At 46.0% G+C, this 14,647-nt stretch carries 12 protein-coding genes; 5 read left to right on the forward strand and 7 right to left on the reverse strand.

The features are described from left to right. Positions 1 to 95: 95 nt before the first annotated feature. A complete protein-coding gene (locus ACLIIY_RS09310) occupies positions 96 to 1,343 on the reverse strand; it encodes a M20 family metallo-hydrolase (RefSeq protein WP_434527490.1) in 1,248 nt (415 codons plus the stop codon). 239 nt (positions 1,344 to 1,582) lie between these two features. Between ACLIIY_RS09310 and ACLIIY_RS09315 the strand changes: the two genes are divergently transcribed. Then, complete coding sequence (locus ACLIIY_RS09315; protein WP_434527491.1) at positions 1,583 to 2,329, forward strand: FadR/GntR family transcriptional regulator; 747 nt, start codon at positions 1,583 to 1,585, stop codon at positions 2,327 to 2,329. A 28-nt stretch (positions 2,330 to 2,357) separates the two neighbouring features. On the opposite strand, the gene ACLIIY_RS09320 is transcribed toward ACLIIY_RS09315, so the two are convergent. From ACLIIY_RS09320 to ACLIIY_RS09330, 3 genes are all read right to left on the reverse strand, one after another. Continuing rightward, positions 2,358 to 2,810: a MarR family winged helix-turn-helix transcriptional regulator gene (locus tag ACLIIY_RS09320; protein ID WP_005437051.1), complete on the reverse strand. Its 453-nt coding sequence runs from the start codon at positions 2,808 to 2,810 to the stop codon at positions 2,358 to 2,360. A gap of 470 nt (positions 2,811 to 3,280) precedes the next feature. Continuing rightward, a complete protein-coding gene (locus ACLIIY_RS09325; protein WP_009707045.1) occupies positions 3,281 to 6,442 on the reverse strand; it encodes an efflux RND transporter permease subunit in 3,162 nt (1,053 codons plus the stop codon). Between the two features lie 2 nt (positions 6,443 to 6,444). Then, a complete protein-coding gene (locus tag ACLIIY_RS09330) occupies positions 6,445 to 7,581 on the reverse strand; it encodes an efflux RND transporter periplasmic adaptor subunit (protein ID WP_020195666.1) in 1,137 nt (378 codons plus the stop codon). Positions 7,582 to 8,078: 497 nt separating this feature from the next. Here ACLIIY_RS09330 and ACLIIY_RS09335 point away from each other — a divergent pair, with 497 nt between their 5' ends. Continuing rightward, a complete protein-coding gene (locus ACLIIY_RS09335) occupies positions 8,079 to 8,705 on the forward strand; it encodes a winged helix-turn-helix domain-containing protein (protein ID WP_434527492.1) in 627 nt (208 codons plus the stop codon). Positions 8,706 to 9,178: 473 nt separating this feature from the next. Here ACLIIY_RS09335 and ACLIIY_RS09340 read toward each other — a convergent pair whose 3' ends face one another. The 3 genes from ACLIIY_RS09340 to ACLIIY_RS09350 all read right to left on the reverse strand — a co-directional run bounded on the left by ACLIIY_RS09340 (position 9,179) and on the right by ACLIIY_RS09350 (position 12,712). Continuing rightward, positions 9,179 to 10,816 carry a methyl-accepting chemotaxis protein gene (locus tag ACLIIY_RS09340; RefSeq protein ID WP_434527493.1) on the reverse strand — a complete coding sequence of 546 codons (1,638 nt, stop codon included), beginning with the start codon at positions 10,814 to 10,816 and terminating at the stop codon, positions 9,179 to 9,181. A 267-nt stretch (positions 10,817 to 11,083) separates the two neighbouring features. Continuing rightward, entirely contained in the window at positions 11,084 to 11,494 is a 411-nt protein-coding gene (locus tag ACLIIY_RS09345) for a hypothetical protein (RefSeq protein WP_041055028.1), read from the reverse strand. 132 nt (positions 11,495 to 11,626) lie between these two features. Beyond that, positions 11,627 to 12,712, reverse strand: a complete 1,086-nt coding sequence (locus tag ACLIIY_RS09350; protein ID WP_434527494.1) for a hypothetical protein — start codon at positions 12,710 to 12,712, stop codon at positions 11,627 to 11,629. A gap of 219 nt (positions 12,713 to 12,931) precedes the next feature. Here ACLIIY_RS09350 and ACLIIY_RS09355 point away from each other — a divergent pair, with 219 nt between their 5' ends. The 3 genes from ACLIIY_RS09355 to ACLIIY_RS09365 all read left to right on the forward strand — a co-directional run bounded on the left by ACLIIY_RS09355 (position 12,932) and on the right by ACLIIY_RS09365 (position 14,647). Further along, complete coding sequence (locus tag ACLIIY_RS09355; protein WP_029789078.1) at positions 12,932 to 13,594, forward strand: Crp/Fnr family transcriptional regulator; 663 nt, start codon at positions 12,932 to 12,934, stop codon at positions 13,592 to 13,594. Between the two features lie 330 nt (positions 13,595 to 13,924). Further along, entirely contained in the window at positions 13,925 to 14,299 is a 375-nt protein-coding gene (locus ACLIIY_RS09360) for an SMR family transporter (RefSeq protein ID WP_029789077.1), read from the forward strand. 18 nt (positions 14,300 to 14,317) lie between these two features. Then, positions 14,318 to 14,647 carry an SMR family transporter gene (locus ACLIIY_RS09365; RefSeq protein ID WP_005437032.1) on the forward strand — a complete coding sequence of 110 codons (330 nt, stop codon included), beginning with the start codon at positions 14,318 to 14,320 and terminating at the stop codon, positions 14,645 to 14,647.

Here is a 14,647-nt window from a genome sequence, read left to right on the forward strand (position 1 = left end):
TCGTTTGAGCAATCACGTTTGCAAGCAAAACCAACACTTGGTTTTAAAAGTAAAAAAGAGGATGAATCCCCACCCTCTCTTGTTTTATTCGCGTGTTATTGATGCTTCATCAGCATGCAGAAATGGTTCAGCACTTCGACTGCGGCCATCAGATCTTTTTGTAGAATCGCTTCATCTGGATGGTGGCTAACCCCGTCCGTACAACGCATAAACAACATCGCAATTTCCGTTAATTCACACACCGCAAGGCCATCATGCCCTGCACCACTAAATAGGTGCTTAGCTTCAATATTGGATAGCGAGATCGCCTGAGTGAGTGCCGAAGAGAGCGAATCAGAACAAGTAACTGCCGCTTGCTCGTAAGTCTGTTCGTGACGATACGCAAGATTGTACTGCGACATTAAAGTTTCGATGTTTGCCAACATTTCTTGTCGTGCGGCAATACGGGAAGCATCATTTGGTGAGCGCAATTCGATGGTGATGTCCGTTTGCTGAGGAATCACATTCACACCGTTCGGGAAGTTGGCAATTTTGCCCACTACACCCACAAGGTCGTCTTCACGCTTACACAGTTGGTCGAACATATGAATGACCTGCGCAGCCCCAACTAGCGCATCTTGGCGCATGTCCATTGGCACTGTACCCGCGTGACCAGCTTTCCCTATAACCGACAAAGTATGGCGCTCGATACCGGTGATGGCCGTAACCACACCCACAGGCAAATTCGCTTGCTCAAGTTGCGGGCCTTGCTCAATGTGGAGTTCCACAAAGCCCAACACCTTGTCTTTGTCGTAAGCATCTTGCGCAATAAGTTCTGGATGGCAACCGAATGAAGTCAGTGCTTCACGCATCGTAATACCGTAAGCATCGCGTGCATCCAAAACGCTCGGGTCAAACGTTCCGGCAATGGCTTTTGAACCAAGTAATGTCGATTGGAATCGAGTGCCCTCTTCATCGCTAAAGGCAATCACATCGATATGGAAAGGAAATTCAAATTTATGCTGATGGAAATAATGAACCAAAGCGATAGGTAGGATGACACCTAAAATACCATCGTACTTGCCACCATTTGGCACGGTATCTTGGTGGGAACCAAAGATCAGCGTCTGCGCATTTGGGTTCGGACTGTGGTAACGACCAATAAGGTTAGCCGCGTTATCCATGCGCACTTCCATGCCAGACAACAACATCCACTCGCGTAGCTTTTCGTTTGCTCTCGCGTGCTCTTCACTGGCACACAAACGCGTCACGCCTTCGCTATCCGGGTCATTGGTTTGGCTGCATTGAGCAATATCTTCCAACCATTCCCACGCTAGACTGGCCGTTTCTACAAATTTTTCCATCTTGAATCGCTCTATTTCTAACCATGTTCATTTTTTAATTTATCATGATAAATATCAAATGAAAGACATTTATCATGATAAATAGACTTTTTTGTGAGTGCGATTCGATCGATAATCGGATGGTTTCATAACTAAAACCGTGTTCGTTTTTCAGAAAATGAAAGGCAGAAAACAGGTGACATCCTTTGAATTTCCTTCAAAATTCAATAGATACCGCGAGATAACCCAGCGAGGAAAATGTGGCAAACAGCGCGAAAGGACGTAGAACTCAACAACTGGCCGAGTCGATCAAAACTTGGATCGTCGATCAAGCTTTGCAGCCCGGTGATCGTCTGCCGAGTGAAATCGAAGTCATGGAAACCTTTGATGCTTCCAAAAGCACGGTGCGAGAAAGCATGCGAATCCTTGAGGCACAAGGCATTCTATCAACCAAGACAGGGCCAAAAGGCGGTGTGTTTGTTAGCGAGATGAGTGAGAACAAAGCTCAGGCACTGCTAAGCAACTACCTGTTCTTTAAAGACGTTTCGATTTCTGACCTGTACCAAATCCGCTTGTCACTTGAACCAGAAATCGCTGCCTCATTAGCAGGCACATTAACAGAAGCACAGCTTGTTACGCTCGATCAGCAAATCGATAAGTATCAAACGCCACCAGAAGACGTGTATCAAGAGCGCGAACACCACATTGCATCGATAGAGTTTCACAGTCTATTAGCCAGTTACTCTGGAAATGAACTGCTGAAGTTTGTGGTTCGTTTTACTGCGCAGATGCTTACCGAGCTAACGATTTATCGAAAACTGTATGAACCGGGTAACCACAAACTGTGGCAAACGGGCGTGCAAAGCCAACGTGCACTGGTGGAAGCATTGCGTAAAGGTGACGCTTCAAAAGCCAAACAAGTGATGGAACAACACATGCTGACCGCGCACCAATTGATGAAGAAGCAAGAAGCTGAAGTGGCGAACCGTTTCCTCACAGAAAGCTAATTGGTTCGCCATCGTTTGAAATGCAGAATTAAGCGTGATTGGCTAAGGTCATTTTACGCACCAAACGGAAGAATTCGTCGGACTCTTCCTCCGTCAAACAAGAAAAGAAATCTTGCTTAAGGTTGGTCATGATGCGGTGCACTTTGCGTACCGCTTCTACCCCTTCTTTGGTGAGTGTCAGAATCTTTAATCTCTGATTGGTTTCGCTCTTAGAAACTTTAACAAAACCTCGTTTCTCTAAGTTATCCACCATGCGTTTTGCGACGCTTCGCTCCGTTAGAACCGCATCCGCCAGTTCTTGCTGACTCATCGGTTGAAACTCTTCTAACGCCGCCAAGGCACTCGCCATTTCCAACGTCATTAAGTCCTGACGCGATAGCTCTGCTTGGGCACGATTGCGGAAGGTTCGGTTCATCACGCTGCACACAAACATCGGGCTTTGATCCAACACGGATATCGGAGAAATCTTCTGATCTTTCATACTTGCCTATTCTACTTTCGGCTTTGTTTTCATTTGGATAGTACTGCGTTTACAAGAGATTCCCGACTACGCTCCTTCGTCGCCTTCGGGAATGACGCGTTGTTGAGTGACATGCTCAATTCAATATTCCGAGCATTCTGATGAGCCTCAGAGACCCTACGTCCGTCATCCTCAAGAGCGAGGGACGAGCGAGTTGGGGATCTCTTTCAACACTCAAATCTCGGTCATTCCGACGAGCCTAGGCGAGATCAGGAATCTAATTGCCACACGCTCTTGGCTCAATGTTTCACATCAAGTTGCAGCACTCGGTGAGCAGATTCTGAATCATGCTCGCCCCTCGCTGTTCAGAATGACGTAAAAATTAAACCTCAAACGCAAACTATCCAATTGAATCCAAAAATAAAGGACGCCGAAGCGCCCTTTTCTTGTACTTATTAGCAATAGTATAACTTAGTCTTGAGCGCTAAGTCTTACTCTTGGCTTGCCGTTGGCTGTGAAGTAGATTCCACTTGCTCTTTTTGTGCTTCCTTTCTTGCGCGGCGGTCGAACAAACGCTCAACCACAACGAAGAACACAGGCACGAAGAAGATACCAAGCAAGGTCGCACTTACCATACCACCAAGTACGCCCGTACCTACCGCGTTCTGACCCGCAGAGCCTACACCCGCACTGATCGCTAGTGGCACTACACCCAGACCAAACGCAAGCGAGGTCATGATGATAGGACGAAGACGAACACGTACCGCGTGCAGCGTTGCTTCAATCAAGCCCGCGCCTTTCTCATAGTATTCCTTGGCGAATTCCACAATAAGAATCGCGTTCTTCGTTGCCAAACCAACAGTGGTCAATAAGCTTACTTGGAAGAATACGTCGTTATCCATGCCGCGAGTCATGACCGCAAGTACCGCACCTAGCACACCTAGAGGTACTACAAGTACAACCGCGAATGGTACTGACCAGCTCTCATAAAGTGCAGCTAGTACAAGGAAGACAACCAGAATCGACAGCGCGTAAAGCATTGGCGCTTGGTTACCAGACAGACGTTCCTCGTAAGAGATGCCGTTCCAGTTTACCGTAAAGCCAGGAGGCAGTTTTTCTACCATGGCTTCGATTTCTGCCATCGCTTCACCAGTACTTACGCCCGGAGCCGCACCACCTTGGATATTCATCGCAGGCAGGCCGTTAAAGCGTTGCAATAGCGGAGAACCGTAAGTCCACTCACCCGTTGCGAATGCCGAGAATGGCACCATTTCGCCTTGTGAGTTACGCACATACCATGAGTCGAAATCTTTCGGCTGCATGCGGTGTTCAGCATCACTTTGCACCATTACCTTCTTCACGCGTCCGCGGTCGATGTAATCGTTGATGTACGCACCACCCCATGCCGAAGCTAGGATTTGGTTTACATCGTTGATGCTCACATCAAGCGCACGCAATTTTACGTGATCGATATGAACTTGGTACATCGGCGCATCTGCCTGACCGTTAGGACGCACGCCCACCAGTTTCGGGTTTTGTGCTGCCATACCTAGGATTTGGTATTGAGCCGCTACCAATGCTTCATGACCGTTGCCGGTTGAGTCCTGTAGGTAGAAGTCGAAACCAGTCGCGTTACCCAACTCTTGAATCGCTGGTGGTGCAAACGCAAACACCATTGCTTCTTTAATCGTTGAGAAGTAACCCATCGCACGACCTGTCAGCGAAGCCGCATCCGAACCCGGTGCTTCACGTTCTGACCAATCTTTCAGACCGATAAACGCCATACCCATGTTCTGACCTTGACCCGCGAAGCTGAAGCCCGCTACCGAGAACACTGACGCAACGTTGTCTTTCTCTTCTTCTAGGAAGTAGTTACGGACTTTCTCTAGTGTCTTTTCAGTCTGCTCTTGAGTCGAGTTCGGTGGCAAGATTGCCATTGAGAACACCGTCCCTTGGTCTTCATCAGGCAGGAACGACGTTGGTAGGTTCATGAACAACCAACCTGCGCCCGCACTCATTGCCGCGAACACCAACAGCATACGACCAGTGCGTTTTAGCATTTTCGCTACGCCCGCTTCGTAACCCGCCGTTGCTGCATCAAACTTACGGTTGAACCAACCAAAGAAGCCTTTCTTATCCGAAAATTCTGCATCGCCTTTCTTCAGCAAGCTCGCACAAAGTGCCGGAGTAAGAATGATCGCCACCAATACTGAGAGCGTCATCGCCGCTACGATAGTGATAGAGAACTGACGATAGATAACACCGGTTGAGCCAGACATGAATGCCATCGGTACGAATACCGCAGACAGCGTCAGACCAACACCCACTAGCGCGCCAGTGATCTGCCCCATTGACTTCTTCGTCGCTTCTTTTGGATCGAGACCGTCTTCGTGCATTACACGTTCCACGTTCTCAACTACTACGATCGCATCGTCCACCAGCAAGCCGATTGCCAGAACCATCGCAAACATGGTTAAGGTGTTAACACTAAAGCCGGTCGCGTAAAGGATCGCGAAAGTACCGAGCAATACCACCGGAACCGCAATCGTTGGGATGATCGTTGCACGGAAGTTCTGCAAGAACAGGTACATGATCAAAAATACCAATACGATCGCTTCAAGCAGTGTCTTGATTACTTCTTTGATCGACGCATCAACGAATGGCGTTGTCTCAAACGGGTAAGCGATCTTCAAACCATCTGGGAAAGTCGCACTTAGCTGACCAAGGCGTTCTTTTACAGCTTCTGCCGTTTCTAGCGCGTTCGCACCAGTACCGAGAGAGATACCAAGACCTGCCGCTGGGAAGCCGTTGTACTGACCTTTGATGTCGTAGCTTTCTGCGCCGCGCTCAACACGCGCCACGTCTTTCAGGTAAACGTTCGAACCGTTCGCTTCTGATTTAAGAATGATGTTTCTGAATTCAGCCACGCTGGTTAGTCGGCTTGCTGAAGAAATCGTCGCGTTAAGCAACTGACCAGACTGAGCAGGTGCTGCGCCTAACTGACCCGAAGAAACCTGTGCGTTTTGTTCACGAATCGCGTTCGCAACGTCGATTGCTGTTAGGTTGAACTGAGTCAGTTTGAATGGGTCTAGCCAAACACGCATTGCGTATTGAGAACCAAACGCTTGCACTTGACCTACACCAGTAACACGGCTGATCGGGTCTTGAATATTGGTAACAACAAAGTCGCCAATGTCGTTTTCTGTGAATTCAGGGTCTTCAGAGTAAACCGCCACAACCATCAAGAATGAGGTGTTGGATTTGTTTACGATGATACCTTGGCTTTGTACTTCCATCGGAAGCGACGTCATCGCCAATTGCAGTTTGTTCTGCACCTGAACTTGCGCGATATCTGGATCCGCTTCGCTATCAAACGTCAGCGTAATGGTCGCGTTACCAAACGCATCACTACTTGAGTTTAGGTAGCGTAGGTAGTCCAGACCCGTCATGTTTTGCTCGATAACCTGAGTCACTGAGTCTTCTACGGTTTTCGCAGAAGCACCCGGGTAACGGGCATTGATTGAGATCGTGGTCGGTGAAATCGTCGGGTATTGAGAAACCGGCAAGTTGAACAGGGACATTACGCCCGCCAACATGGTCAGAATCGCAAGTACCCAAGCAAATACCGGACGATCGATAAAGAATCGTGCCATGATTATGCCTGCTCACCTGATTGAATGGTCACTGGGTTACCCGGTTGCACCATTTGCAGACCAGTTGTGATGACTTTATCACCCACTTTCAAGCCTTCTGTGATGCGCCATTGGTTACCAATAGACTCTGCCGTCGTCACTGGAGTGATAGACACTTTGTTGTCCGCACCCACAGTCATGACTGAAGCTTTGCCAGTTGCGTCACGCGTTACTGTGTTTTGCGGGATAAGAATCGCCACAGGGTCCACACCTACTGTTACCGTTGCGCGCACGAACATGCCTGGTAGCAATAAGCCATCTGGGTTCGCGAATTCTGCACGTAGCGTTACGCTGCCCGTACTTTCGTCTACGTTTACTTCAGTAAACTTCATGGTGCCTTTGTGCGCGTAAGTCGAACCGTCTTCAAGTGTTAGTGTTACTTGAGCAGACTCGTCTTTTTGCAAGTGACCTTGTGACATCGCTGCTTTCAAACGGAGTAACTGAGCAGAAGATTGCACGATATCAACATTGATTGGGTCTAGCTGCTGGATAGTCGTTAGCGTCGCCGCTTGGTTTGCCGTTACCAGCGCACCCGCCGTTACGTTAGACTTGCTGATCACACCGCTGATTGGCGCTTTCACTTGTGCGTAAGACAGGTTGATCTTCGCTGTGTTGATTCTCGCTTTAGCGACCAACACTTGCGCTTTTGCTTCTTTGTAAGCCGCTTCTGCTTCATCTAGATCTTGTTGGCTGATCGACTTCTTGGTGATCAACGCACGGTAACGACGAACCGTTGAGTACGTTGACTCTTCCGATGCTTGAGCACGGATCAGTTCAGCTTCTGCGCTTAATAGGTCTGCTTGGAACGTAGAATCGTCGATCTGGTAAAGCGATTGACCTTTCTCAACCACACCACCCTCTTCAAAATTACGCTCAGAAATAATACCCGTTACCTGTGGGCGAACTTCTGCTTCTTTAAACGCTCGGCTGCGGCCTGGCAGTTCTACTGTTAGCGCTTGGCGAACAGGTTCTACCGTCAATACCGTCACTTCTGGTGTCGGCGCTGGACCACCTTGCGCTTGTCCTTCTTGGCTCTGTTCACACCCGACCAATAATAGGCTCGACGCAATCAAGAGCGATAGCGTGGTTCTACGTGTCATGAAAATTCTCTCTTCCTAACTAAAACAACGTGACTCAATAAAAAGTCAGCAAATATTAGTCGGGATGATAATTATTCAATGTTGTACATACAACAAAATTTAACGTTCTTTACGATAGACAAAAATGTTTATTCGAAAGCTGTCGTTGATCTCTCAATTTGAACGCTTTTTTATTGGAAAAATAAATTTTCTGTGAGCAATCGAAATCAGATTTTTCTTAATAAAAACAGTAAAAAAGAGTAGACAAAACCAGAGAATTCGTGACAAAGCAAACCTATTAGTCAGTGATCTTGCTATCGCAGAGAAAAGAAAGCTTATTAAATATCGTGAGAATAAATGAAAAAACAAGAATTTACACTCGCTTAACATTGCATCATTAATTGAACATTTAAAGCTCGCTTTGATTAAATAAATTGCAAATATAAGCGTTGATTTCCGTATTTATTACCCTATAATTCGCTCCCCCTAAACAACCTGACATACGAAATAAGTTGGTTATGAACAATAATAACTCTTTAGTATTAGGGAATTACCTTTGGGACAGGACGACTCACTATTTACAGCCATCCCCTTTGAATGGCAAAGCAGAAGAACAAGAAGCGGTTAAGCTGACCAATAAACAAAAAGCGTTGTTAAATTGCCTTGTTGATGCGTATCCAAACACGATCAGCAATAAAGAGATTATTCAGCAGGTTTGGGGCTATGAGCATATCTCACAAGAGAGCTTGCCGCAGCTGATTAATCGCACCCGACGAACGTTGGAAGATAACGAAAAGACCATTCTGGTTAATACCCCTGGGGTTGGCTATTCCCTCAATTTTAAATTTGCTCCAGAAGAGCCAGTTTTAAAGCCAATGACCAAGCCAGAACAGTGTGCTCTCAAGTCAACCAGCAAGCAAAACGCAAAACTATGGAATGCACTTTTTATAGTCATGCTGTTTGTGACGCTGTTTAATCTTTATGAAACGACGAAAGCACTGTATTTCAAGCACGACTTTGAACAAGTGCTAAGAGCCAAAGTTTACCCAGAAATAAAACGTTCCGATGACGGAAAAACGGTAGTGACAATTAACAACCATGAATGCATTTATCACAAAGATCAGCTTTTACTTCAATGCCCATAAATTCAAAATATTGATCGCATTGGTTGTGTTCAACGGCATTCTCTTGTTCACAGCACACCAGTCAAAAGTACAACTTTTTGGCAAAGTAGAAGCGATGCAATACAGGTGGACGACCTATACTAGGCTCTATAAAGATAACATTGAGACCCGCAATCACTACTCACCTATCGGTGGCGCAGTGACAGAGTATCAATCGCTTGACTATCAATATGAATATTCAAAATCTAAGGGAAACGAATACATTGTATTGAGCTATGAAAAGCCGGTGACCATGCGCCACAATCGTATCTACTATCTAGATGAACAATGCAGTTTGCTCTTTTTCGGCAGAGCAGAGAGAACTCTAAAGAATATGACGCTCCGCTGCTTATACTGATGCTTACCGCTTCTAAAGAAACTTACAAAAAGGCACCTTTGATAATCAAAGGTGCCTTTTTTTATTTCAGGTAGAGCGTAATAGGTATAGCGCTGTTTTATACGCGGAACTGGCTGACTTGCTTATCTAACTGCTGTGTCTGTTCAGACAGCATAGACAGTGACTGTTGCGCTTGGCTCACTACATCCACAATGGACGTGCTGCTGTCTGCGATACCTTGAACGTTGCTGTTCACTTCATCACTCACTGAGCTTTGTTGGCCTGCTGCTGTTGCAATGTGCGTGTTCATCTCGTTCATACGTGCGATCGCGTTGAGGATTTCAGCCAACGACTCTGTCGCCAAGCCTGCCGATTGGATGGTGTCTTCGCTGCTGGTTTTACTGCCCTGCATCACCTCCACCGCCTGAGCAGCACCTGCTTGCAGTTTCTCAATCATGGCTTGGATCTCGCCGGTGCTCTTTTGCGTTCGGCTCGCTAGGGAACGAACTTCATCTGCCACGACAGCAAAACCACGACCTTGTTCGCCAGCACGCGCTGCTTCAATCGCCGCGTTCAATGCCAACAAGTTGGTCTGCTCTGCAATGCCACGGATAACGTCCAATACCGAAGCAATGTTGCTTACGTCATTGTCTAGTGTGTTGATGACTTGGCTTGCGCTTTCAATCTCACCCGCAAGGTCACGGATAGCTGCGACTGTCTGCTCCAAAATCACATTGGTATTCGACAACTCCTCGTTCGCGGTTTGGCTTGCCAATGCAGCTTCTGTTGCGCTATCACTCACGTTACGACTGGTCACCTGCATTTCATGAACAGCTGCGGCAACGGCTTCGCTGTCACGCTGTTGGCCTACCGTTGAATCTGCGATGGTCGAAGTCAGCGCATTTAGGTTATTCATTTCCTGACGCAGTGTGTTTGAGCTTTCTACCACTTGTGACACCGTCGCTTGGATCTTAGTGACGAACTGGTTAAAGCCACCAGCCAGTTGGCCAATTTCATCTTGAGAATTGATGCTGATGCGCTGGCTTAAGTCTCCTTCTCCAGACGCAATTTGCACCATTGCTTCTTTGATGTCGTTGATTGGCTTCACTACAGTTTTAAGCAACAAAACCACCATGCCAAGTGCCGCTAGAATTACAATCGCAATACCTGCTTCTAAAATGACTTCTGCACGAAACGCCGCTGCCGCAATGTCCGTTTTTAGCGTATTTTGCTTTGCTTCAATCGCATCTTTCACTACGTTCAATTGATCGCGGACCGCACCAAATTGGTGTTCAAATTCGGCTTTGTTTGATTCGTAGTAGTTTACCCACTGTGATTGTGGCTTGCTGATCATTGCCTCATAACTTTGCAGCCATTGCTCACCCGTTGAGACCAACTGTTGAACTTCACTACCGTGGCTTCGCGGCAGAACGCCTTGATCAGAAAGTGACATGACTTTCTTCATACGAGGCAGAGCTTTGTAAGCGTTGTCTTTGTATTCAAACAAGTGGTGGTCAATTTCTTCTTGAGTCTGTGCCAACGCCAAACCTTGAATCGCAGAAGTCGCTTGATAAAGGTCGCGATACGCATCTTCAAGAGTGAATAAGCTCGGAATGACTTGGTCATTGAGCGTGTCACTAAGCTCGGTCTGTTTCCACATGGTGAGAACATTTAATACTGAACTTACCGTCAGTAATACAATCATCAAAGACAGCGGGAGAACTATCTTCTGCTTGATGGAAAGGTTGTTGAACATGAATAGATACCTTTGTTTTATTGTTCAATTCACCACCGAGTTTATCAAACAAAAGGCGTATAAAATTGCTTATACAGTTCAACGTCCTCTAATTATTTTTGTCTTTTCGACTAATATTTTAGATTCAACAAATAACTGATTTATTGGACGATTTTTCTAGGAAGCAAGGTCACAAACTGAAACCTTCTTTGTGCCAAATAACAAAAGCCTCAGGACGAGGCTTAGATAAATTAAAACAGTGCATTCAGACCGAGTCGTTTTTGATCACTAGATATTGAAGTGAACCAACAGCGGCATTTCGACTTGGCAGACTGTTAGCCACGCGCCAACCATTTGTTTTGCGTTCGGACACAGACGGTACAGGCATACGCCATCCTTAAGCCAATCGACTTTTGTATTCGGTAAGCGTTCATGAGTAACGAATCGTTTTGCTTTGAGTTGCTCCAGAACTTGCCACTCAATGGTGTAGATACCGAGGTCGTTATGCAGCTGTTGGTTCAAATCGAACTTGAGATCGGACAGCCAAACACCAATTTGTTCATCGACAGCATACGCGGCTGTGCCTTCAGTTTTCTCAAGCGTATATAAGGCGACGAGCGCTGACATTTCATCTTCATTCAGATCAAACAAAGGATACACATCGTCAACGACGTCATTTGTAGAGGTAACGGTATTCATAGTGATATTGGAAAGTAGAGAGTGGCAACACTTCTTTAGGGGTGTCCAATGAGCAATCAAGCGATCAGTGATCAGCGATCAATGTTCGAGGAATCATTAGGGTGAAGCGCTGCCTTTAATCTTATAAACGAATTAGTGAATGATGTAATAAAGCAATGCGCCCACACCACCGAGTTCATTCAGTGTATCCGCCGCTTTACCATGCACCAACTCAACCTCAACATTAGCCATCAAAGCTTCGACGAGGATGAGGTCGAACGCATCCGATTGAATTGGGTAAGGCAAAAAGACTTTTCTTACCTGTCCGTTTTCCAGTGCTTCCAATACATTTTCCAAGCCCGCTACGCCGCGACCACAAGTATCTCGACGAATCAGTAGTTCCAATACCAATGTATTGTCATGCAACTCTTCGTACTCATCCGCCAGCAGTTTAACCGTGCGTTCTAGCTGCTCTGTGGTGGCATCAAAAGGAATTGGTTCGATAGAAACCAACTTTTCAGAGACCGTATGATGCAGCGCACCCTTTACGCGATGAGCGATTTTTAGGTTGCCGCCGAACACAATGCGGTCAAACGTCGGGTCACCCATAAAGTAGCGATTGATTTCGTTCGCCGCTTCGCGAATAACACGACGCTCAGAATCCAAGTCTCGACGCTCTGAGGCTTGAGTTCGCGACTTTCTTCCGCCAGGGCGAAGAAATACACCCGATTCAATACTCGATTCCATCGTGCCCTCTCCCAAACTCGTCGGAACGTCTATGGAAACTACTCGGTGCTCCGTTTCAGAGAAAAGGATAACGAGATATTTGCCGTATCGATGGAGCTGAGAGAGTAAGTGCTTTACCTGAGGTTGACCAAAGTACGCTTTTGTTTCGACAGGCATCGGCAACTCGATCAGGATGTCGTCGAGCAAATCAGTAAAGATCACCAAAGAACGTCCTGTCGGGCGCATTTCCAGTACCTTGTTGACCAATCGTTGTTCCACTTCTTTCCATGTGAGTGTGGAATCAATATGTCGAATACCTTCGTCACCGTGCTCTTCACGCAATGCGGCCAGTTGATTGCTCACTTCGATCTGCCAAGCAGGGCGTTCACGATGGTTGGCTGGATTTTTACTGTCAGTATTAATGTATAAGCTGAGAATTTTTGAACGATTGTCTTCATGCAATAATAAGTAACATCGCAACACTTCAAAAATATCGTTAATCGTATTTTTCATAACTAACCTTTAATTATTAATCGAATCTCGAATGAATTATTTCCATTCAATCAATGATGATTAAATGAACACTGTTCATAAGTTAATTATTAAGCTAACAAAAATACCAATCAGCCTAATGCACTCAGAGTGCATTTGAGGAAAAATAATCGGTTTGCAAAGCCTGTTTTGTCTGGCTAAGATCTAAGTGGTTGATTAATAGCGCTTGGTTAAATAACGATGACACCCAAACAATCACTCATGGATTTGTTCGGTCTTTCTGAAGAGTTCGCAACACAGTTACTTGAAGCTGGAGAAGTTCAAACCATCGAAGCAGGAGAAATTCTTGAGGTACAGGGACAAGAGTTAGAAAACTTTTTGTTTGTATTTAGTGGGCTAATCAGCGTTTACCGACAGAACTTTGATGGTGCAGAACGCTTTGCGGGTTTTATTCCTCCAGGCTTTATGTACAGTGAATCGGCAATTTTGAATCAAACCAAATTGTATGGGCGCTACCACATTCAAGAGACCATGACCGCCCTTGTTCTGCCGATAAGTACAGTGTTGGAACTGTACGAAAACAGCCTAGAGTTTAATAAGTTAACGGCACAACACCTTTCACAGAAACTCTTATTTACCTCCCGCATTCTCTTCATTAGCCACGAGAGAAACTCCAATCGCAAAGTCGGCTTGGCACTAGATAGCCTCTACCGCGTCACGAATAAACGTTCCATCCCAATCTCGGTCGAAGACCTCGCAGGCATGCTGGGTATGTCTCGTAACACCGTCAGTAAGACGCTCGATTATTGGGAGGAGCAAGGTGCGATCACCAACAGTAAAGCCAGAGTGACGTTTAACTCAACAGAGCCTTTCTCCTCCATCACGGATGGCATGGTGTTTTAACCTTTCTCAGCCTATTCTCTCTCTACCTGCTTATAAAAAGACGGCTTATCTCAGCCGTCTTTTTTGTTTTCTATCATCTTCTCTTCTTGGTTTTATTTCTATTTTCTGCCATGTCACTTTACGTCTAATTCCCACACGGAAATAAACACTTATATTCTCCACAACATATTTATCACGCCAAATGCACTCTCAGTGCATCAGGTTTTAAATTATCTATGCCACCATAAATATCGTTCGAGACAACAAATATTGCTTCGAATATTTCTTCACAGTGACGTGGCAATAAACATGGACTTGTTTAACGACTCTTTATTTTCAGGTTTTTAAATCATGTTATTAGCACGACTATTTTTATTACTCGCTATCATCGCTGAAGTTGCGGGCACTAGCCTCATGAATGTCGCAGGCAGCAACGAAGGCTACGCCGGTTATCTCGGCATGTACGTTCTTATTTCGCTCTCTTATTACTTCCTTTCTCTCGCAGCGAAAAAGATTTCCATTGGCGTGGCTTACGCCTGCTGGGAAGGACTTGGCATTGCCTTAATCACCATCGTATCCATGTTCTATTTCGATTCTCAGCTCAATGCACAAGAGCTGTTTGGTCTCGCGCTTGTGGTTGTCGGAGTGGTACTAGTCACACTGGGTGAAGAGCACCACCAGCCAAGTAAGAAAGACGAACACGCAATGCTAATTCAACCTCACTAATTGCCTTGGAGTATAACCATGAACGCTTTTCTCACCGTCTCTTTCGGTTACGTCGTTTTAGCGGCACTGCTCGATATCGCGGCGAACATGTCTTTGACTAAATCACGCGGCTTTGAACACAAGGGTTGGGGTATTTCTGCCATTGTACTTGTGCTCGCTGCATTCACTTTACTAGCACAAGCCGTGAAAGAAATCGACCTTGCCATTGCCTACGCCAGTTGGGGAGCCATCGGTATTTTAGGAACCGCACTCGGTGGTTGGTTCTTGTTTAAACAAAAACTCAAACCAATTGGTTGGGTCGGCATTTTTACGGTGATTGCTTCGGTGATCATCATGAAAACCGCTTAG

Source organism: Vibrio sp. K4 (genome assembly GCF_051122595.1).
Classification (GTDB): domain Bacteria; phylum Pseudomonadota; class Gammaproteobacteria; order Enterobacterales; family Vibrionaceae; genus Vibrio; species Vibrio owensii.